This is a genomic window from Caballeronia sp. LZ028 (assembly GCF_031451415.1).
Classification (GTDB): Bacteria; Pseudomonadota; Gammaproteobacteria; order Burkholderiales; family Burkholderiaceae; genus Caballeronia; species Caballeronia zhejiangensis.
Genome location: NZ_JARUXN010000001.1, coordinates 2,750,604 through 2,769,625 on the forward strand (window position 1 = coordinate 2,750,604; position 19,022 = coordinate 2,769,625).

Consider the following 19,022-nt stretch of genomic DNA (forward strand, 5'->3'; position numbering starts at 1 on the left):
AACGACCCGGACGCACATGCGACCGGGTCGTCAAATCCCGCCCTAAACGGTACACCGTTCGCTATCTAAGAAAAGACCTTAACTGAACGGCATTACCGGAATTCCGGGGCTTTTTTCATTGGCGCGTCATTTGCGCGTCTTCAACTTCTCGAGCACGTTGTCGACGATCTGCTCGGGCGTGAGCTCGATGCTTTCCGTAATCGCCTCGTCCTCGCCAGGTTCTTCCAGCGTGTCGAGTTGGCTCTGCAACAGCGAGGGATCGAAGAAGTGTCCGGTGCGCGAACCGAGACGCTCGCGAAGCACATCCATCGTACCGTGCAGATAGATGAAGCACACGTCGCGATCGCCGTCGCGCAGGATGTCGCGATACGAGCGTTTCAGCGACGAGCACGTAAATACCGCCGTCTCGCCCGCACGCTGCTTTTCCTCGATCGCGGCACGAATGGTCTTGAGCCACGGCCAGCGATCCTCGTCGGTCAGCGGGATGCCCTTGTGCATCTTCTCCTTGTTCGCGGCGCTGTGGAACGCGTCGCCGTCGGTGAAAGTGCAGTGCAGCCGCTCCGCCAGCATCTCGCCGATGAGGGACTTGCCGGCACCCGACACGCCCATTGCGATCAAAATCATCGAAGTCTCCTTACACGAACATCGCGAGCACGAAGGTCAAGCCCAGGCCCATCAGAGAGATGATCGTTTCGAGCAACGACCACGTCTTGAACGTCTGACCGACCGTCATCCCGAAATACTCTTTGATCAACCAGAAGCCGCCGTCGTTCACATGCGAGAAGATCAGCGAGCCGGAGCCGGTGGCGAGCACCAGCAGTTCCGGGCTCGTGTGACCGCCCGCCGCGGCGGCGATCGGCGCAACGATGCCGCAGGCGGTGGTCATCGCGACCGTGGCCGAGCCCGTCGCCAGACGGATCAGCGCGGCGACGAACCAGCCAAGCAACAGCGGCGACAGACTCGCTGATGAGGCGCTCGCGACGATCTGCTGCGAGATCCCGCTATCGCGCAGAACCTGGCCGAAGCCGCCGCCCGCGCCGACGATCAGCGTAATGCCCGCGATCGGCGCCAAGCACTCGCCGCAGAACTTCTGAATCTGCTCACGGTTGAAGCCCTGCTTCGCGCCGAAGGTCCAGAAGCTGACCAGCACGGCGATCAACAGTGCCATATCCGACTGGCCGATGAAGCGCAGCAAATCGTTCGGAAGCGTTTTCGGCGTGAAGACCAGATCGGCCCAGCTACCGATCAACATCAGAATGACCGGCAGCAGAATGGTGAACAACGTGATGCCGAAGCTCGGCAAATCGCGCGTCTTCTCCGTATCGCCGTGCTTCTGGGTGAACTGGTCGGCGAGCGCGTTGGCGTCGGGCAGCTTGATGTATTTGTGGATCAGCAGCGCGAACAGCGGGCCGGCGACGATCGCAGTCGGCACGCCGACGAGCAGACCGTAGGCGATCGTCTTGCCGATATCCGCGTGATACGCCTGCACCGCGAGCAACGCGGCCGGGTGCGGCGGAATCAGACCGTGCACGACCGAGAGACCCGCGACCATCGGCAGGCCGATCAGCAGCAGCGACTTGCCGGTGCGCTTCGCGACGTTGAACGCAATGGGGATCAGCAGCACGAAGCCCACTTCGAAGAACACCGGCAAGCCGACAATGATCGCGACGACCATCATGGCCCAGTGAATGTTCTTCTCACCGAAGAGATTGATCAGCGTATTGGCGATGCGCTCGGCTCCGCCCGATTCGGCCATCATCTTGCCGAGCATCGTGCCAAGGCCGACGACGACAGCAATGTGACCGAGCGTATTTCCGTTGCCGGTTTCGAACGACTTCACGATTTTGTCCATCGGCATGCCGACCGCGAGGGCAAGCAATACGGACACGATCATGAGAACGAGGAACGGGTAAACCTTATAGCGGGCGATCATCAGGATCAGAACCGCGATCGCGATCACCGCGTAGAGCAGTAGCATGCTCCCGTGGACGGCTGGCATAACGCCTCCTTGATTTTGTTGAGGTTTTTTGCGCTATGTATGCGTTTGCCGTCGTTGCACTGCACACACGGCAACATCCGGCAAGCGCAAACACGGCGCTGGGCAACGGAATTTTACTTGTAAGCGAGGAAGTCGGCCGAGAAATGGCAGCGAGAAGCGCGCGCGTGCGAAACGCGGCCGAAAAAAAACCGACGCTCATGTAAGCGTCGGTTTCGAATGGAAGTTCAAGCCTTCTCGCCCGAACGATTTGCAATGCATCAGGCCGCCGGCTTCGTTGCCGCTGCGCACTGGAAGTCCAATTGCCGCGCGCGGCTTCCGCCTGGCCTGAGCTGCGGGTTGTCGAGGGCTTGAACCACGATTACTTGGCGATCCTCGCAAATCCGGGCAGCCTTCGACACGCAACTGTTCTGCGATTCGAACAGCCCCGAACAGGTGACGCGTTGCGCCCCGCTTTGACCGGCAACATTCAAATTTTGAGCGGAGTAGCTCAAGCCCGTGTCCGTCGTGCAAGCGGAGAGCACTCCGACTGCAGCGAGGATCGTGAAAAATAATTTAGACATTTCGCGTTTGACAGGTAATGGTCGACAAATGGCGAGTGATCGATCTGGGCAATCGCGTGACAACACGATTGCCCAGACTCCCTGACCGTCAGGTCAGGCGCTCACTCTTACCAGCGGTACGAAGCGTTAGCGCCGTACACCGTTCCGTTGCGGCTCGAACCAGCACCGGCCTTCAGCACCAGGTTCTGGGTGACACGGAGGTTGACCGCAACAGCCGCTGCCGCGTAACCCTGATACGTCGCACCGCCCACACCGACCGACATGATCTTGTCCTGGTCGATGTTCGGGATCATCGCCAACGCCGTTGCCGCAGCGATGCCCGAGTAGGCGTTACGACCCACCTCGGCGACGGCGCCTTGCATGCCATTCACGACGCTGTCGGTGTAGCTGTTCGATTGCGTGACCGCATCGTTCAACTGGTTGACGTTGACCAGATCCGCGCCTTCCGTACCGGCAGCCACGTTGGTGATCTGGCGCTCGCTACCCGCTGCGCCAACCGACACCGTGTTCGCACGATCAGCCACCGAGCTCGCGCCCAGCGCGACGGAGTCATCCGCCGTTGCCCGCGTGTTCGCACCGATAGCCACCGCGCCGACGCCGCTGGCAACCGCGCTCGAGCCGTTGGCGACCGAGTTCGCACCCGTTGCCTGAGCCTTCGCGCCGCTTGCCGTCGCATGGGTGCCGCTTGCTACAGCCGCTTCGGTTGCACGATTGCCGTCCGCTGCGAACAACGGGTTATCGGAAGTCGTTATGTTCGCAATCTGGCTGGACAGCGCATCCAACTGCGCCTTGTTGACAAGGTCAGTCGGGGCGATGGCGGTACTCACATTGTGAATGGTCGTTCCGTCCTTGCCGGCCAGCGTGATGTTGCTGTAGTCCGTCTCTCCGGTCGACGTCGTGTCGAACGTGACGGCCGCCTTCGGCTTCCCGTTCGTACCGTCCTTATACAGGCTCGTTTCCTTCAACTGACCCACGGTCGCGACATCGTCGTCGTTGACACCGTCAGCGATATGCGTGATGCGCAGCTTGTCGGTCGAATTGCCGAAGGACAGCGAACTCAACTGGCCGAAGTTCACCGCGTCGTACTGGCTCGAACCGTCAGCCACGTTCGTGAGCGTCACCGGCGTGTGGCCGGAGCCGCCCAGCGTGACCTTCGAGTGGTCCGTGTTGTCGTACATCACCGCATTGGCCAGGCCCGTGGACAGCGAGTTCATCGCCGTGGAGGTCGAGACCGACAACGAGTTGATGCCCGTGGACAGCGAGCTGATGCCCGTCGAGGTCGAAGTCGACAGCGTGCTCATGCTGGTCGACAGCGAGTTCACACCCGTGGAGAGCGAACTGATGCCCGTGGAGCTCGAAGCCGACAGCGAGCTGATGCCCGTGGAGGCCGACGCCGACAGCGAGTTCACACCCGTGGACAGCGAGCTGATGCCCGTCGAAGCCGACACCGACAGCGAGTTCACGCCCGTGGACAGCGAGCTGATGCCCGTCGAAGTCGACGCCGACAGCGAGTCAACGCTCGTGGACAGCGAGTTCACCATCGTCGAGGTCGAGCTTGACAGCGAGTTAATACCCGTAGACAGCGAGCTGATGCCCGTAGAAGTGGACGCCGACAGCGAGCTCACACTCGTGGACAGCGAGTCCACCATTGTCGAGGTCGAAGCCGACAGCGATTCAACGCCCGTGGACAGCGAATTCACCATCGTGGAGGTCGAGCTCGACAGCGAGTTCAGACCCGTGGACAGCGAACTGACGTTCGTCGACAGCGAACTCACGCCGGCCGACAGAGAACTCACGCCGCTCGACAGCGAGCTGATGCCCGTCGAAGTCGAGCTCGACAGCGAGGTAATACCCGTGGACAGCGAGCTTACGTTCGTGGACAGCGAGTTAATACCCGCGGACAACGAGCTCACGCCGCTCGACAGCGAGCTGATGCCCGCGGAAGTCGAGGCCGACAGCGAGCTGATACCCGTAGACAGCGAGCTCACGCCCGCCGACAGCGAACTCACGCCTGCAGAGAGCGAACTCACGCCGCTCGACAGCGAGCTGATCCCCGTCGAAGTCGAATTCGACAGCGAGTCCAGACCCGTGGACAGCGAGCTGACGTTCGTGGACAGCGAGTCGACACCGGTCGACAGCGAGCTAATGCCCGTCGAGGTGGAGATGCCTGCCGACAGCGAGCTCACACCTGCGGACAGCGAACTCACGCCTGCGGAGAGCGAACTCACGCCGCTCGACAGCGAACTGATGCCCGTGGAAGCCGACGCCGACAGCGAGCTCATGCCCGTGGACAGCGAACTCACGTTGGTCGACAGCGAGCTCACGCCTGCGGAGAGCGAACTCACACCGCTCGACAGCGAGCTGATGCCCGTCGAGGTCGAGGCCGACAGCGAGCTCAGACCCGTCGACAGCGAGCTCACGCCAGCGGAGAGCGAGCTCACGCCGGTGGACAGCGAGCTGATCGCCGTGGAGGTCGACGCCGACAGCGAGCTCATGCCGGTGGACAGCGAACTCACGCCCGTGGACAGCGAGCTCACGCTGGAGGACAGCGAATCGAACTTGCCGTTCGAGTTCGAGATGGCCGTCGACAGTGAATTGAATCCGGTCGAGGTCGAACTCGACAGCGAGCTCACCGTGGTCGACGTGCTGGTCGACAGCGTGCTCCATTGCGTCGAAATGGAGTTGAAGCCGGTGGACACGCTGCCCGAGATGGAGTTGAACCCGGTCGACAACGAGGCATATGACGTCGACATGCTTTGCGAGATCGACGTCACCGAAGTCGACCAGCTATTGACCGTCGACCCCATGGTCGAAATCGTCGTGGAGGTCGACGTCGACAGGGAACTGATGCTGGTCGACGCCGAACTGGACACCGTGAACAATTGCCCGCCATTGATGGCGTCCATGCTTCCGACCGCGATGTTCCCGTCTTTCAGGTTGACAAGGTTCTTGCCTGAGAAACTCACGTTCCCGTTCGAGAAGGCGATGTTATTTCCGGTGAACGTGATGCCGGTAGTGTTACTGATGGAGATTGAATTGGCGCTGGAGCCGGTGCCGGCGCTTAGTACGACTCCGCTAAAGCCGCCGGCGCAGTAGGTACCGGAATCAGCTGTCGGTGTCGCTGAGTTGGACTTGTAAACGTATCCGGTGCCGCCGTCGCACAGCGACATCGAGGAGTTCTGAGCCCAAGCCGTCGAACCGCCAAATAGCATCGCCACCGACGCGCCGACGCCTGCCGCCACACGGAACACGTCGCGCGGATCGTTATCTTCCTGCCGGTAAGCCGCTAATATGGCGCTCTGACCGTCTTCTAGGTCGCATACCGCGCCGCCAGAACTCTTCTTGCCTCGCGCCATTGCAGTCTCGGCGACTGCAACGAACGTCCCTACCTTCTCATTCCAAATACTGCGGTATGACTTATTCATAAACCGAATTGACCCACAAAAACGAGCGTCTTCACAAAAACAAAGGAAACAACTTTGACCACTGCAGAGAATATTCAGACTCGCCACTTCGATGAAGCGGACATGTCCTAAATTCGCGCAAGTGAGGTGGAAAAAGCGGAGGAAGATGTTTTGCCGTCTTTCGGATTAATCCGATTCAAACGGACCATATTGCCAGTCCGATTAACTAATGCTCGGATATGTCTTATTTATTCTTATTTTCGACGCAAAGCTGAGGCGCAAAGTCGCACCGCTCATTGAGAAAAGCAGACGAACAGGAATCAACACGTCAAAGTAAAACGCCGAGGCTGATCTAAGTGATCAGCCTCGGCGTCGAGCCGAACCGCGTTTTGTAGAGATTTAACGCAGCGGCTTTTTCACAAGTTCATCGAGCAAACCGGCGTATCCGCTTACCAGTTCCGCGTTGTCTGGCAGAAAACGCGCGATTGCCGCGCGCTGCTCGTCCCGGTAACGGCCCACGTTCGCATCATGCTGATCGATTGCCTCGACCACGCGGCGTGCTCCTTCGGCAACGTTATTGTCGCGGTAGTAGTAACCCAGATCGGTACACAACGTAGCGTTGTGGACAAGCGGATAACCCTGCCAGCAAACCTCCAGATAGAAGTAATTCAGCGGATTTTCCCACTGATGCGACACGACGATATCCGTATGCTCGGCAAGATATGTCGGCGTGTCGAAGCGTCCGAGAAACACCGCCTTGTGGTTCCGCACGATGTCGAGCTGGTTCATCAACACAATGAATTCGCGGCACTGCGTGGCGAGATTCTGCGCGTTGGTCACCTGAAGCAGTTGAATGTCGTCCGGCCGTTCGCGATACGCCAATTCCGCGATCATCGCCGGATAGAGACAGAATTTCACGACGTTGATATTCGGCTCCATCACGCTCAGGCGACGCGGCCCCGCGTGCGGCTGATACTCGCCCGAATGCGGCAACGAAACGGTACGCGCGTTCAGGAACATCGGGCTCCAGATGAACGGCACGACCCGCGCGGTTTGACGACGCATCACCTCGAAGTACGGCGCGCTGATGTTCGCGACTTGCGGAATCATCCAGATGTCGTCATAGCGCTGGTTGACGAACAGGTTGTCGCCGAAAGTGGGTCTGTTGAACAGAATCGACTCCATCGCGTGGACGTATTCGAAACCGCAACAATAAGAGATGAGCCGCGCGCCCCGCTCTTTCAGATAAGCCGTCGCGTTCGCGTCGATCTGGCCGCCGAGTTCGATCAGCACATCGACCTTGTCCTTCGCGTCATCGAATGTGACGGTGGGCCAGCGCTCGAGATCCCAGGGCAATTGGTTCGTGATCGCCACATGCGTCGTGTTGACGAGCACGACGCTCTCGACGTTCGGACAGTTCTTGAGCGCTTCCGCGAGAAACACCGCGTTCTGCTTGATACCGTTGTTCCACAACGTTTCGGCCTCGTGAAACAGGCCGATCGTGATGCCAATTCGCAACTTCTTCATTCCATTTAACTCCGTTGCCTCGCGGCAGATGCCTGAATCCCGAACTCACGCCTTCGCGTAGACGGCCTCGATCGCCTGCGTGTAGATCCGCACGTTGTCTTCGTTTTCCGGATCGAGCGTGTGAAGGAATTTCTTCGCGGTCGCGCGATAGCTTTCGAGATTGGCATCGTGCTCGGCGAAGGCGCGAAGCAACGCGCGGCCGCCTTCTTCGCAATCGAAATCGTGATAGCGATAGCCGCACTCGCCGATCAGATGCGAGTTGTGAATCAGCGGATAGCCGCCGTAGAGCGCTTCGTAATACACGTAGTTCTGCGGGTTTTCCCACTGATGGCTCACGACCGCGTCGACGGAAGCCGGCACGATCTGCGCGAACGGGAAGCGTCCTTCGAAGTTGCCGAGCCCGTGTCTCACATAATCGAGACTGTGCGCGAAACCGACGAACGCCGCGTGATCCTTCAGCTTGAACGTGTTGTAGGCCCATACGCGTTCGAGCATGTCCGGATTCTCGCGATGCGCCACGTCGCAGGCGAGCATCGGGATATAGCTCGTTTTCACCATGCAGACGTTCGGCTCGAAAATTCCGACGCGCCAACGCCGGCGCCCCGGCTGATAACCGAACTTCTGACCGTTCGACAGCTTCGCCGCTTCGCGTTCGAGCACGACCGGACTCCACAGGTGCGGCATGAGCTTGACCGGCGCGCGGAAGAGCGTTTCGAAGTACGGTTTGCAACTGACTTCGTATTCCGGCAGCGTCCAGACTTCGTCGTAAGGCGCGCCCGAAATCAGCAGCGCGTGCTGGAGATTGAAGACCATGCGCTCGATATCGATGACATAGTCGTTACCGACGCGCATCGTGATGACCTTGCCGCCCTTCTCGCGGAACTTGATCGCCCATTCCTTGCTGAGTTGCGCGCTCATTTCGATCATGACGTCGAGCTTGGACATGGCCGTTTCCATGTCGATGAGCGGCACAGGCGAATCGGACAGGAAACGCTTTGCGTCTTCGGGGCCGCCGTCGCCGCCGCCCGTCACCAGATAAGTCGATTTCACGCGCGGCGAGCGCATGAGCAACATCACGAGATAAAGGCAGTTCTGGAAGATGCCGTTTTCCCACAGCGACTGCTCGCCTTTGCGGATGAAAATGGAAACGCCGACGTTGATCCGCTCCGGCATGCGGGATTTGCTTTGCATGTTCATACGCCTACCTCGAGCTTGCTGCCCTCACAAAGGTTGATCAACCGTTCGGCGAACGCATCCAGGTTGGCTTGATTGAAAGGACTGACCGCGTCGATGACGCGCTGCGCGTTTGCGCGATATGCATTGAGATTATCGTCATGCTCGCGGAACGCGCGCAGCAGCTGACGTCCGCCCTCTTGCGCGTCGAAGCCCGGATAGTAGTAGCCGGCATCCTTCAGCCACGGCGAATTGTGGACGAGCGGATAGCCGCCGTAGAGCACATCCAGATACAGGTAATTCTGATCGTTGCCCCACTGATGCGACACGACTGCATCGGCGAATTGCGCCATGAAGCCGGCGATATCGTTACGGCCATGGAACGTCGCCTTCGAGTCTTTCACGATGTCGAGCGAGTTGGCCATGTACATGAGCGTCGGGTGATCTTTCATGTGCATGGAATTGAGCACATGCATGGCGGACACGCTCGAACGATCCGCGCGATACGCCTCTTCGCAGACGAGCATCGGAATGCTCGATGTTTTCACCACCGAAATATTCGGCTCGAACATTGCGACCCGCAAACCTTGCGGCTGGATGGCCGGTTGAGCCGACTTGTCCGCGCGGCGCTCGTAGCCGTAGCGCAGACCGTGCTCCTCGACTTCGACGATGCGGCTCTCGATGAACTGCGGATGCCAGATGAACGGAATGATATGAACGGGACAGCGATGCAGCGTACGCATCATCGGGACGGACGCGCGATCCTTCGACATCAGCCAGACCTGGTCGTAACGGTCCGCGCGCATGACGTGCACGGGCTTGTCGAACACTGGCGCTTCGACGAGCCCCACGTACGGCTGGCCGCAGCAGTAATACGCGACTTTCTTGCCACGCGCGCGCATGAGATCGAGCCATTCGGTGTCGAGCGCGCCGCCCATTTCGAAGATGACGTCGACGGCGTCGGTCGCCTCATGAATCCGCATGATGCGCAGGCCTTTCGACGCGGCGTCCACTTGCGGAGGCAATGCGTTCTGGTCGCCCACGTCGATGAGCGAAACACTCTCGATGAACGGAAGCTTTTGAAGCGCTTCCGACAGAAAGATCACGTTCTGGCCCAGGCCGTTTTGCCAGATGTTTTGGCCTTGATGCGTGACGACTGATATTCCGACTCGGATGGTCATCGGATTGGCATCCTAAAGATATTAAATTTCGCTTTCTGAAGAAGAGGTTCCGCGGCAAGTCGATCTTTCGGCCGGCACGGTTGAACGCTGGTGCGGCGGGATCGGCGCTGGTGCGAGCAGCATCGCGCGGAAGCAAGGAGGAATGGTGCAGAATGCGCCGAACCGTCCTGATCTTCTTCGCTTCCGCGATTGGATATATCGGGGAACTTCTGAAAGCTAAATATATAGAAGAATCTCTAGAATTCCCAGTGAATCAGGGATTAATGAGACTAGTCTTATCCGAGTCTTAAAATGCGCAAAACGTCTTAAACACAATGCGTTTCGAAATTTGGATTTATCCGATTCAAATATTGATCGAATCGCTTGACGAAAAAGCTTGATGTTCGCGCGCTCGACTGACGGCGCACGCGAAAGCGTGTCGGAAGAGGAGCATCGTCGGGCACGAATTGCCCTGACCGAAAGGCAAAAAAACAAAACGCGCCCGGCCGCTCGCACGGCCGTGACGCGTTTTCGATTAGTGCAGCAATTTACTTATGCGGCGCCAATTCGCTCGCCGCCCGCGCGAGGCGTGTGACTTCTTCCCAGTTCTGCGCGGCGAGCGCGGCCTTCGGCGTGAGCCACGACCCACCGACGCACACCACATTCGGCTGCGCCAGGAAGCTCGATGCGGTTTCCGCCGTGATGCCGCCCGTCGGACAGAATTTCAGGTTCGGGAACGGTCCGTAGAACGCCTGAAGCATCGGAATGCCGCCCGCCTGTTGCGCCGGAAAGAACTTGACGATTTCATAGCCGAGTTCCATCGCCGTGATGATATCGCTTGGCGTCATCACGCCCGGCAGGAGCGGCAATCCGGCGTCCTGCGCGGCCTTGTGCATGTCCTTCGTGAGACCGGGCGACACGCCGAATTGCGCGCCCGCCTTCTTCGCCTGCGCGCAATGCTCCGGCTTCGTGATGGTGCCCACGCCGACGACGATATCGTCCGCCAGTTGGCTCGCGCGCTCGATCGCGCCGATGCCCGCCGGCGTGCGCAGCGTGATTTCCAGCACCTTCACGCCGCCCGCATGCAGCGCACGCGACACGTGCTCGCCTTGCTCGATCGTTTCAAAAGCCAGAACCGGGATCACCGGTCCCAGACGCACGATTTCGCTTACCGTTTTCATTTGATGCGACTCCTGGTTTTTGAGCGGCGCCCTTGGGGTCTGTCCGCGGGTTTCTCTCAGGTTCCGGGCGTTACGCCCTTCGTTGTTCCGTTCAGTGATTCGTGGCGTGCGCCTTGTTCAGCGCCGACGCAGCCGCCCGCGCATTGTCGCGAAGCGCGTTTCGTTCGGGCGCGGCGGCCGTCGCGTGCGCGTGTCCGTCGTGGCTTGCTGCCGCGCCGATCAACGCGCCGAAGACCGACGCGCCCTGCTCCGCCGGCAACGCCGCGCTGCGGAACACGCCGAACAACTCGCGGCCGAAGCCCGCTTCGTTCTCCGCCTGATGCAGCGGCGCCTCGACTTCGCGTGAAGCCCACTCGTTCGCATCGATTTCGATGTCGAGCACGCCCGCGGGTGCGTCGATCACGAGCATGTCGCCGGTGCGGACCTTGCCGAGCGGACCTTGCAGCAGCGCTTCCGGCGATACGTGAATGACCGCCGGCACCTTGCCCGATGCGCCCGACATGCGTCCATCGGTCACTAACGCGACATGGAAGCCCTGATCCTGCAATACGCCCAGAAGCGGCGTCAATCGATGCAACTCCGGCATGCCATTCGCGCGCGCGCCCTGGAAACGCACGACGGCGACGAAATCGCGCTTCAGTTCGCCCTTGTCGAACGCTTCCTGCACTTCTTCCTGCGAATTGAAGACGATGGCCGGCGCCTTCACCACACGATGCTCCGGCGCCACCGCCGAAATCTTGATGACGCCGCGCCCGAGCTTGCCCTGCATCAGCCGCAGTCCGCCGTCCGGCTGGAACGGCTCGCCGATCGCGCGCAGCACCTTCGTGTCGTGGCTCTCTGCCGCGCCGTCGACCCATTGCAGTTTGCCGTCGATGAGCTTCGGCTCCTTGGTGTAATGCGACAGCCCTTTGCCGACGACCGTCTGCACGTCCTCATGCAGCAGCCCGCCTTCGAGCAGATTGCGCACGAGGAACGCGACGCCGCCTGCTGCGTGGAAGTGATTCACATCGGCCTTGCCATTCGGGTAGATCTTCGCGAGCAGCGGTACGACCTGCGACAGCTCGTCGAAATCGTTCCAGTCGATCACGATGCCCGCCGCCCGCGCGATCGCCACGAGATGCAGCGTGTGATTGGTCGAACCGCCCGTCGCGAGCAGCGCAACAATGCCGTTCACGATCGCCTTTTCATCGACGACATGACCGATCGGCGTGTAGTTGCCGCGTTCGAGCGTGATATCGAGCACGCGGCGCGCGGCCTCGGCGGTGAGCGCGTCGCGCAGTTCCGTATGCGGATGCACGAACGCCGCGCTCGGCAGATGCAGGCCCATCACTTCCATCAGCATCTGATTGCTGTTGGCGGTGCCGTAGAACGTGCAGGTGCCGTGACCGTGATACGCCGCCGCTTCGGCTTCGAGCAGCGCGCCGCGATCGCATTTGCCGGTCGCGAATTCCTGGCGCACCTTGGCTTTTTCGTCGTTAGTGAGACCGCTCGTCATCGGGCCGGCTGGGACGAAAATGGTCGGCAGATGGCCGAACTGCAGCGCGCCGATCGCGAGTCCGGGCACGATCTTGTCGCACACGCCGAGGCACAGCGCCGCGTCGAACATGTTGTGCGTCAGCGCGACGGCCGTGCTCATCGCGATGACTTCGCGCGAGAACAGCGACAGCTCCATGCCCGCGTTGCCTTGCGTGATGCCGTCGCACATAGCCGGCACGCCGCCCGCGAATTGCGCGATGCCGCCATGCGCGCGCGCCGCCTGCTTGATGATGTCCGGAAAGCTCTTGTACGGCGCGTGCGCGGAGAGCATCTCGTTGTAGGACGACACGATACCGATGTTCGGCTCGCGCACCGCCTTGATCGCGAACTTTTCCTGGCCCTCGAGGCCGGCGAAGCCGTGCGCGAGATTGGCGCAGGACAGCGCACCGCGCGCCGGGAATAGGCCGTGCGCCGCGTCGATGCGCGCGAGATAGGCTGCGCGCGTCGGCTTGCTGCGTTCGATGATGCGATCGGTGACGTTCTTGAGTTGCGGATGCGGGGAAACCATCGAAGCTCCTTCGTCTCACTCCCGGCTGCCTGCCGTTGAGATTGGGTTGAACATTGCGAGGGACGGCGTTTGAATCGTTGTCTTGTGATGGGCGCCGTGTCTCGCGAGTTTAGGAGAAAAACTACACGATGACAATCGAAAACCTGGCCAGAGCGACAAGCAGTCACATGAACAAGACGCTTACCACACGGACGTTTACGGGATTTCCCTAAGATTCCGAATCCAACGTATGTAGTATTTGTACAAAACCGATCATCCGTTATAGTCCGTAGCAATTTTCAGAATAGGCGAGAATTCCGATGTTGCTGTCCCAAGTCGAAGCGATGCGCGCGCAACTGCGTCCGTCCGAGCGCAAGCTGGCTGAGTACGTGCTGGAAGCGCCGCGCGAGGTGCTCGACCTGTCGATGACCGAATTCGCCGCGCGCGCGGGCGTCAGCCAGCCGACGATTGCGCGTTTCTGTCAGGCGCTCGGCTTTTCGGGATTTCGCGAGTTCAAGATTCGCTTGGCGCAAGGCGTAGCAGCGGATGTTCCCACGGTGTATCGCGACGTACGCACCGACGAACCGGCCGCAGGCGTCGCGGCGAAGGTGCTCGACCGGACCATCGGCGCATTGATCGCGGTGCGCAACAGCCTGTCGTCGGACAGCGTCGCGGCGGCAATCGCGATGCTCGCGGATGCACGGCGCATCGAGTTCTACGGCGCGGGCGGGTCGGGCATCGCCGCGCTCGACATGCAGCACAAATTTTTTCGGTTGGGCGTGCCGTCTGTCGCATACTCGGACCCGCACACCTACACGACCTCGGCGGCGCTTCTCGGTGCGGGCGATGTCGTCGTCGCGATATCGAATACAGGACGCACGCGAGACATTCTCGATGCGTGCCGATCGGCGCTGAACGGCGGGGCGAAGGTTATCGCGATCACACACGGCAACTCGCCGCTCGCGCGTCTCGCGACAGTCGGATTGTTCGCGAACGTCGATGAAGACACCGACATTTTTTCGCCGATGACATCGCGCGTTTCGCATCTCGCGATCGGCGACATTCTGGCGGTCGGCCTCGCCCTGGCGCGGGGACCCGCGCTGGCGGAAAAGCTTGCGGAAGCGAAGGACGTGCTCGAAGGGCGGCGGGTGGGTGCGTAAGCGGCGAAGTTCGCTTCGACGTCGAACGAAGGGCGATGCATCGCCTATTCTTCCCACAAACCGGATGTCTTGCAGGACCATGCAACATGGACTGTTCCTTCACTGTCGAGCGCTTCGAATCCTGTGTTTATGGCGGAAAGCCGGACGAAGCCATCGCGCTGCTTTGCGAATTCGATCATTACCTGCGCGATGTTCCATTTCCTGATTTGCTGACTCTTGTGGCGCCTTCCGCGATATGGCCGACACCCAGCAGGGAGCGCCAACTCGAACGCTTCGTCAGCCGCGTGGCGGCGGCCATCGTTGCACTCCTCGGGAATACGGAAATCACGCTCACGGAATCGCGGTTTCTGAAATTCTCAGGCTGCCGCTCGCTTGTCCAGCGCTTTCTCGGCGCGGCGCCGCTTACCAATGCAGACCATCTCGCACGGGGTTTTCTTCCGGTGGTCCACGAGGATGGAACCGAGCAACTGCCCTATCCTGACGCGGTGAAACGGCTCAATCTGCTGTGCAATTCCGAATCGCGCCTGACGCTGGATTATTCCGCCTGCATGCGTGCGGACCCCATTCCGACGCTCAATCTCGCCATTGCGACAGCCGGCGAAATGCTTCCCGGCACAACCGAAGCGCACCGCAAACGTGAGGCGCTCCTCAGCTGGCTCGACAGGACACTTGACCAGCAGAGCGATCTCTGGGAAATCGAGATGGACCCGCTGCTGGGCCTTTACATGCACTGCACCTATGCCGAAATCGAGGACAGGCATGCAATCAAACGCAGCATCAACAAGCTCGTGCGCAAGACGCTCGCGGCGACGGGCCTGACCGATCTCGACACGAAGCTCACCGCGTCGCGACGGGCCGAACGAGCCCGACCGCTCATGCTCGTCGTGCTCGAAGCATTCGGCGATGGCCATTCGATCATGCGTACTCATTCGCTCAATTTGCAGGCCGCGCGCGCTCGTTTCGATATCGTCGCGATGTGCGATGCCGACGCAATAGGCGAACTCGGACGGCAGGTCTTCACGCGCGTGATCGAATTGCCAGTCAAAGAAGGCTTCCGTCGCACACTCGCCGCGATTCGCGAATTCGCCGAACGCGAATGCCCCGACGTCCTCTACATGCCGAGCGTGGGCATGTCGTTGTTGACGCTCAACGTGTCGAACATGCGGCTCGCGCCGATTCAGATCGCGGCATTGGGCCATCCCGCGACCACTCGCTCGGACTGTATCGATTACGTCAGCGTGGAAGACGATTACGTCGGCGATCCGGCATGTTTCAGCGAAAAGCTATTGAGACTTCCGAAAGATGCCCAGCCTTATCGACCTTCGGGCGCGATGAAGGCGATCGACTTTCCGGCAAAGAAGCCGTCGGCGGAAATCAACATAGGCATTGCTGCCAGCCTGATGAAGCTCTCGCCCGGTTTTCTGGCGGCATGCCGAAAAATTTCCGAGCGCAGCCGCGCCCCGGTCCGCTTCCATTTTCTGACTAGCGGTGGAAACGCCGTCGCGCTGTTGCACCTGGCGAAATCCGCCGCGGAGACGTTTGCGAAACGGAACGCGCTAATCGTTCCGCAGCAGCCCTACATGAAATACATCCGCTATCTCAACGACATGGACATGTTCCTGAGCCCCTTCCCGTTCGGCAACACGAACGGCATCGTGGACGCGTTCACCGTCGGTTTGCCGGGCGTGTGCAAGACAGGGCGGGAAGTGTTCGAGCGCATCGACGGCGCCATGTTCATGCGCGCGTACATGCCCGGCTGGCTGGTCGCGGACACGGTCGAGGAATATGTCGAAGCGGCGGTCAGGCTCGCGAACAATCACGAAGAACGCGGATCGCTGCGCCGCTACATGCTCGAGAAGAATGTGGTCCAGCGTTTCTTCGAAGGCCGTCCCGAAGTGTTCGGGGAAATGGTCCTCGATCTGGTGAAGCAGGAACGCGTCAGAACGGCTTGATCACGACGAGCAGCGTCGCGCCGAGCAGCCCGAGCACCGGCAGCTCGTTATACATCCGATACCACTTGTCCGAACGCTTGTTTTCGCCGCGCTGAAACGTGTGCAGCAAGCGCCCGCAATATGCGTGATAGGCGATCAGCAAGACGACGATCGTCAGCTTAGCGTGCAGCCAGCCCTGCCCCGCGCCGATGCCCACGACGAGCCACAGCCACAGCCCGCACGCGAGCGCGGGCACGGCGATGAACGTCATGAAGCGAAAGAGCTTGCGCGCCATGAGCAGCAGGCGCGCGGTGGCCACGGGGTCTTTCTCCATCGCAAGGTTCACGAAGATGCGCGGCAAATAGAACAGCCCCGCGAACCATGAAGCGACGAGCACGATATGCAGCGATTTGATCCAGAGCATCGGTTCTGATTTTTATTGACGGACTTCGCCGCGCCCCAGCACGACATATTTGAGCGACGTGAGCCCTTCGAGACCGACCGGTCCGCGCGCATGCAGCTTGTCGTTCGAGATGCCGATTTCCGCGCCGAGTCCGAACTCGAAGCCGTCCGCGAAACGCGTCGATGCGTTGACCATCACGCTCGCCGAATCGACTTCGCGCAGGAAGCGCATCGCGCGGTCGTGGTCTTCGGTGACGATGGCGTCCGTGTGGTGCGAGCCGTACGAGTTGATGTGCTCGATCGCCTCGTCGAGATCGCCGACGACCTTGATCGCCAGCACCGGCGCCAGATATTCCGTGCTCCAGTCTTCTTCGGTCGCATCGACGAGCGAGCCGACGTGCGCCGCTTCGAGCACGGCGCGCGCTTGCCCATCGACGCGCAACTCGACGTCCTTCGCCTGGAACGCGCGCGCGAGTTGCGGCAGCGCCTCGTTCGCGATGCCGCGCGCGACGAGCAGCGTTTCCATCGTGTTGCAGGTGCCGTAACGATGCGTCTTCGCGTTGTCGCAAATGGCCGCTGCTTTCGCGAGATCGGCGCGATCGTCGACGTAGACGTGGCAGATGCCGTCGAGATGCTTGATCATCGGCACGCGCGCTTCTTCCATCAGGCGCGCGATCAGGCTCTTGCCGCCGCGCGGCACGATCACGTCGACGAATTCGGTCATCGTGATGAGCTTGCCGACCGCCGCGCGATCCGCCGTCTCGATGACCTGCACCGCGTCCTGCGGCAAGCCCGCCGCTTCGAGCCCGACGCCGATCAGCTTCGCGAGCGCCATGTTGCTTTCGAGCGCCTCGGAGCCACCGCGCAGAATGGTCGCGTTGCCGGATTTGAGACAGAGCGCGGCGGCGTCGATGGTCACGTTGGGCCGCGATTCGTAGATGATGCCGATCACGCCGAGCGGCACGCGCATCTGCCCGACCTGAATGCCGCTCGGACGGAACTTGAGCCCGCTGATCTCGCCGATCGGATCGGCCAGCGCGGCGACCTGACGCAAGCCTTCGACCATCGTGTTCAGCGCCTTGTCCGAAAGCGTCAGGCGGTCGATGAACGCCGCGTCGTGACCCTTCTCGCGCGCGCGGGCGAGATCGCGCGCATTCGCTTCCTTGAGCGCTTCGCGCTCGCGCTCGATGGCGTCGGCCACCTTGATGAGCGCCGCGTTCTTCGCCGCCGTGGACGCCCGCGCCATCGCGCGCGACGCCTTGCGGGCGCGGCGGCCGAGGTCGGTCATGTATTGATCGATGTTCATCGTGGGTCTCGTTGCGTCGGCGCTGCGCGTCGAAAAGTTCATTCTAAGCTGTTGCACAGATTGCAACAGCGCGTGACGGAAGCGTTCTAGCGACGCGGTCGTGGCGCTGGCGCGCGCTGCGCCGTCTTGCCGCCGTGCGCGACGGCCATCGCCAGTTCGAACATGCCGGCCCACGGATCCGGCGGCGGCTCGCTGCCGCGCTTGCCCGTGCTGCCCGACAGTCCCTTCACCTGCCGATCCAGCCGCGCCGCCAGCGACAGCGCCTTTTCCAGCGCCTCGTCCGTCACGCGCGAGAGCGCCGGGCCGATCAGCCGTTCGCGCGGGCCCCAGACGCGGTTCTCGCGCATGAGTGTCGCGAGCGGCTTGCCCGATGCGACGCCGCGCTTGATGCGCAGCAGCGTGCGAACTTCCTCGACGAGCGCCCACAGCACGAGCACTGCCGCCTCGCCTTCGCCTTTGAGGCCATCGAGCATGCGCGCTAGACGGCCGACATCGCCCGTCAGCATCGCTTCGTTGAGTTTGAACACGTCGTAGCGCGCGACGTTCAGCACCGCGTCGTGAATCTGCTCGAACGTGAGCACGCCCTCGGGATACAGCAGCCCGAGCTTCTGGATTTCCTGATGCGCGGCGAGCAAATTGCCTTCCACGCGTTCCGCGATGAACGACAGCGCGCGCCGCCCTTCCTCGCCCGGCGCGACACGCTGGCCTTGCTGCGCGAGGCGCTGGGCAACCCACATGGGCAATTGCGCGCGCTCGATCGGATCGACCTTCAACGCGACGCCCGCGCCCAGCAACGCCGTGAACCAGCCGGATTTCTGCGTCGCGCCGTCGAGACGCGGCAGCGTGACGAGTGTCACGACGTCCGGGTTATCGGCGTCGGCGAGCGTCTTCAGCGCTTCCGCGCCTTCCTTGCCGGGCTTGCCGGTCGGAATGCGCAGTTCGATCAGTTGACGGTCGCCGAACAGCGACATCGACTGCGTTGCGCCGATGAGCGCGCTCCAGTCGAATCCACGCTCGACCGTGAACACCGTGCGATCGGTGAAGCCCGCCGCGCGCGCCGTTGCCCGAATGCGGTCGCACGCTTCCTGCGCGAGCAGATGCTCGTCGCCGTAGACGACGTACAGCCCTTTGAGGCCTTTCGCGAGATGCGCTTCGAGCGCGTCGAGCTTCAGTTGCATGATGCCAAGCGAACCCGG

General features: G+C 61.1%; 13 protein-coding genes and 1 pseudogene. 2 read left to right on the top strand and 12 right to left on the bottom strand.

Annotation, left to right across the window (positions count from 1 at the left end):
• Positions 1 to 126: 126 nt before the first annotated feature.
• The 9 genes and pseudogenes from QCE58_RS13055 to edd all read right to left on the bottom strand — a co-directional run bounded on the left by QCE58_RS13055 (position 127) and on the right by edd (position 13,048).
• A complete protein-coding gene (locus QCE58_RS13055) occupies positions 127 to 624 on the bottom strand; it encodes a gluconokinase (RefSeq protein ID WP_008342835.1) in 498 nt (165 codons plus the stop codon).
• Between the two features lie 10 nt (positions 625 to 634).
• Positions 635 to 1,999 (bottom strand): GntP family permease, encoded by a 1,365-nt coding sequence (locus tag QCE58_RS13060; RefSeq protein WP_239295129.1) that lies wholly within the window; start codon positions 1,997 to 1,999, stop codon positions 635 to 637.
• A gap of 667 nt (positions 2,000 to 2,666) precedes the next feature.
• Positions 2,667 to 3,773: a YadA-like family protein gene (locus QCE58_RS13065; RefSeq protein WP_250521395.1), complete on the bottom strand. Its 1,107-nt coding sequence runs from the start codon at positions 3,771 to 3,773 to the stop codon at positions 2,667 to 2,669.
• Between the two features lie 1,659 nt (positions 3,774 to 5,432).
• A pseudogene (locus QCE58_RS34090) lies at positions 5,433 to 5,984 on the bottom strand (ESPR domain-containing protein); the annotation flags it as partial.
• A gap of 378 nt (positions 5,985 to 6,362) precedes the next feature.
• On the bottom strand, positions 6,363 to 7,490 hold the full coding sequence (locus QCE58_RS13075) for a DUF2827 domain-containing protein (RefSeq protein ID WP_250435171.1): 1,128 nt from the start codon (positions 7,488 to 7,490) through the stop codon (positions 6,363 to 6,365).
• 45 nt (positions 7,491 to 7,535) lie between these two features.
• Complete coding sequence (locus tag QCE58_RS13080) at positions 7,536 to 8,687, bottom strand: DUF2827 domain-containing protein (protein ID WP_250435173.1); 1,152 nt, start codon at positions 8,685 to 8,687, stop codon at positions 7,536 to 7,538.
• Positions 8,684 to 9,844 carry a DUF2827 domain-containing protein gene (locus QCE58_RS13085; protein ID WP_284502458.1) on the bottom strand — a complete coding sequence of 387 codons (1,161 nt, stop codon included), beginning with the start codon at positions 9,842 to 9,844 and terminating at the stop codon, positions 8,684 to 8,686. Before QCE58_RS13085 ends, QCE58_RS13080 begins: the two co-directional genes overlap by 4 nt.
• Positions 9,845 to 10,371: 527 nt before the next feature.
• Positions 10,372 to 11,004, bottom strand: a complete 633-nt coding sequence (gene eda, locus QCE58_RS13090) for a bifunctional 4-hydroxy-2-oxoglutarate aldolase/2-dehydro-3-deoxy-phosphogluconate aldolase (protein WP_008342842.1) — start codon at positions 11,002 to 11,004, stop codon at positions 10,372 to 10,374.
• Positions 11,005 to 11,095: 91 nt separating this feature from the next.
• On the bottom strand, positions 11,096 to 13,048 hold the full coding sequence (gene edd, locus QCE58_RS13095) for a phosphogluconate dehydratase (protein WP_239295135.1): 1,953 nt from the start codon (positions 13,046 to 13,048) through the stop codon (positions 11,096 to 11,098).
• Between the two features lie 299 nt (positions 13,049 to 13,347).
• Here edd and QCE58_RS13100 point away from each other — a divergent pair, with 299 nt between their 5' ends.
• Positions 13,348 to 14,187 carry a MurR/RpiR family transcriptional regulator gene (locus QCE58_RS13100; protein ID WP_241814131.1) on the top strand — a complete coding sequence of 280 codons (840 nt, stop codon included), beginning with the start codon at positions 13,348 to 13,350 and terminating at the stop codon, positions 14,185 to 14,187.
• A gap of 86 nt (positions 14,188 to 14,273) precedes the next feature.
• Positions 14,274 to 16,139 carry a hypothetical protein gene (locus QCE58_RS13105; protein WP_250521397.1) on the top strand — a complete coding sequence of 622 codons (1,866 nt, stop codon included), beginning with the start codon at positions 14,274 to 14,276 and terminating at the stop codon, positions 16,137 to 16,139.
• Here QCE58_RS13105 and QCE58_RS13110 read toward each other — a convergent pair.
• From QCE58_RS13110 to holA, 3 genes are all read right to left on the bottom strand, one after another.
• Entirely contained in the window at positions 16,126 to 16,542 is a 417-nt protein-coding gene (locus tag QCE58_RS13110; RefSeq protein WP_239295138.1) for a CopD family protein, read from the bottom strand. The two genes, QCE58_RS13105 and QCE58_RS13110, sit on opposite strands and share 14 nt — an antisense overlap.
• Before the next feature lie 12 nt (positions 16,543 to 16,554).
• A complete protein-coding gene (locus QCE58_RS13115; protein WP_250481635.1) occupies positions 16,555 to 17,826 on the bottom strand; it encodes a glutamate-5-semialdehyde dehydrogenase in 1,272 nt (423 codons plus the stop codon).
• A gap of 86 nt (positions 17,827 to 17,912) precedes the next feature.
• Entirely contained in the window at positions 17,913 to 19,004 is a 1,092-nt protein-coding gene (gene holA / locus QCE58_RS13120) for a DNA polymerase III subunit delta (protein ID WP_250481636.1), read from the bottom strand.
• Positions 19,005 to 19,022: the final 18 nt, after the last annotated feature.

What these genes read in the sequence shown, in the direction of transcription:
- QCE58_RS13060 (WP_239295129.1), bottom strand. Translation starts at nt 1,999, where the DNA reads ATGCCAGCCGTCCACGGGAGCATGCTACTGCTCTACGCGGTGATCGCG.
- edd (WP_239295135.1), bottom strand. Translation starts at nt 13,048, where the DNA reads ATGGTTTCCCCGCATCCGCAACTCAAGAACGTCACCGATCGCATCATC.
- QCE58_RS13075 (WP_250435171.1), bottom strand. Translation starts at nt 7,490, where the DNA reads ATGAAGAAGTTGCGAATTGGCATCACGATCGGCCTGTTTCACGAGGCC.
- QCE58_RS13100 (WP_241814131.1), top strand. Translation starts at nt 13,348, where the DNA reads ATGTTGCTGTCCCAAGTCGAAGCGATGCGCGCGCAACTGCGTCCGTCC.
- holA (WP_250481636.1), bottom strand. Translation starts at nt 19,004, where the DNA reads ATGCAACTGAAGCTCGACGCGCTCGAAGCGCATCTCGCGAAAGGCCTC.
- QCE58_RS13055 (WP_008342835.1), bottom strand. Translation starts at nt 624, where the DNA reads ATGATTTTGATCGCAATGGGCGTGTCGGGTGCCGGCAAGTCCCTCATC.
- QCE58_RS13105 (WP_250521397.1), top strand. Translation starts at nt 14,274, where the DNA reads ATGGACTGTTCCTTCACTGTCGAGCGCTTCGAATCCTGTGTTTATGGC.
- QCE58_RS13080 (WP_250435173.1), bottom strand. Translation starts at nt 8,687, where the DNA reads ATGAACATGCAAAGCAAATCCCGCATGCCGGAGCGGATCAACGTCGGC.
- QCE58_RS13115 (WP_250481635.1), bottom strand. Translation starts at nt 17,826, where the DNA reads ATGAACATCGATCAATACATGACCGACCTCGGCCGCCGCGCCCGCAAG.
- QCE58_RS13085 (WP_284502458.1), bottom strand. Translation starts at nt 9,844, where the DNA reads ATGACCATCCGAGTCGGAATATCAGTCGTCACGCATCAAGGCCAAAAC.
- eda (WP_008342842.1), bottom strand. Translation starts at nt 11,004, where the DNA reads ATGAAAACGGTAAGCGAAATCGTGCGTCTGGGACCGGTGATCCCGGTT.
- QCE58_RS13065 (WP_250521395.1), bottom strand. Translation starts at nt 3,773, where the DNA reads ATGAACTCGCTGTCCACGGGCCTGGCCAATGCGGTGATGTACGACAAC.
- QCE58_RS13110 (WP_239295138.1), bottom strand. Translation starts at nt 16,542, where the DNA reads ATGCTCTGGATCAAATCGCTGCATATCGTGCTCGTCGCTTCATGGTTC.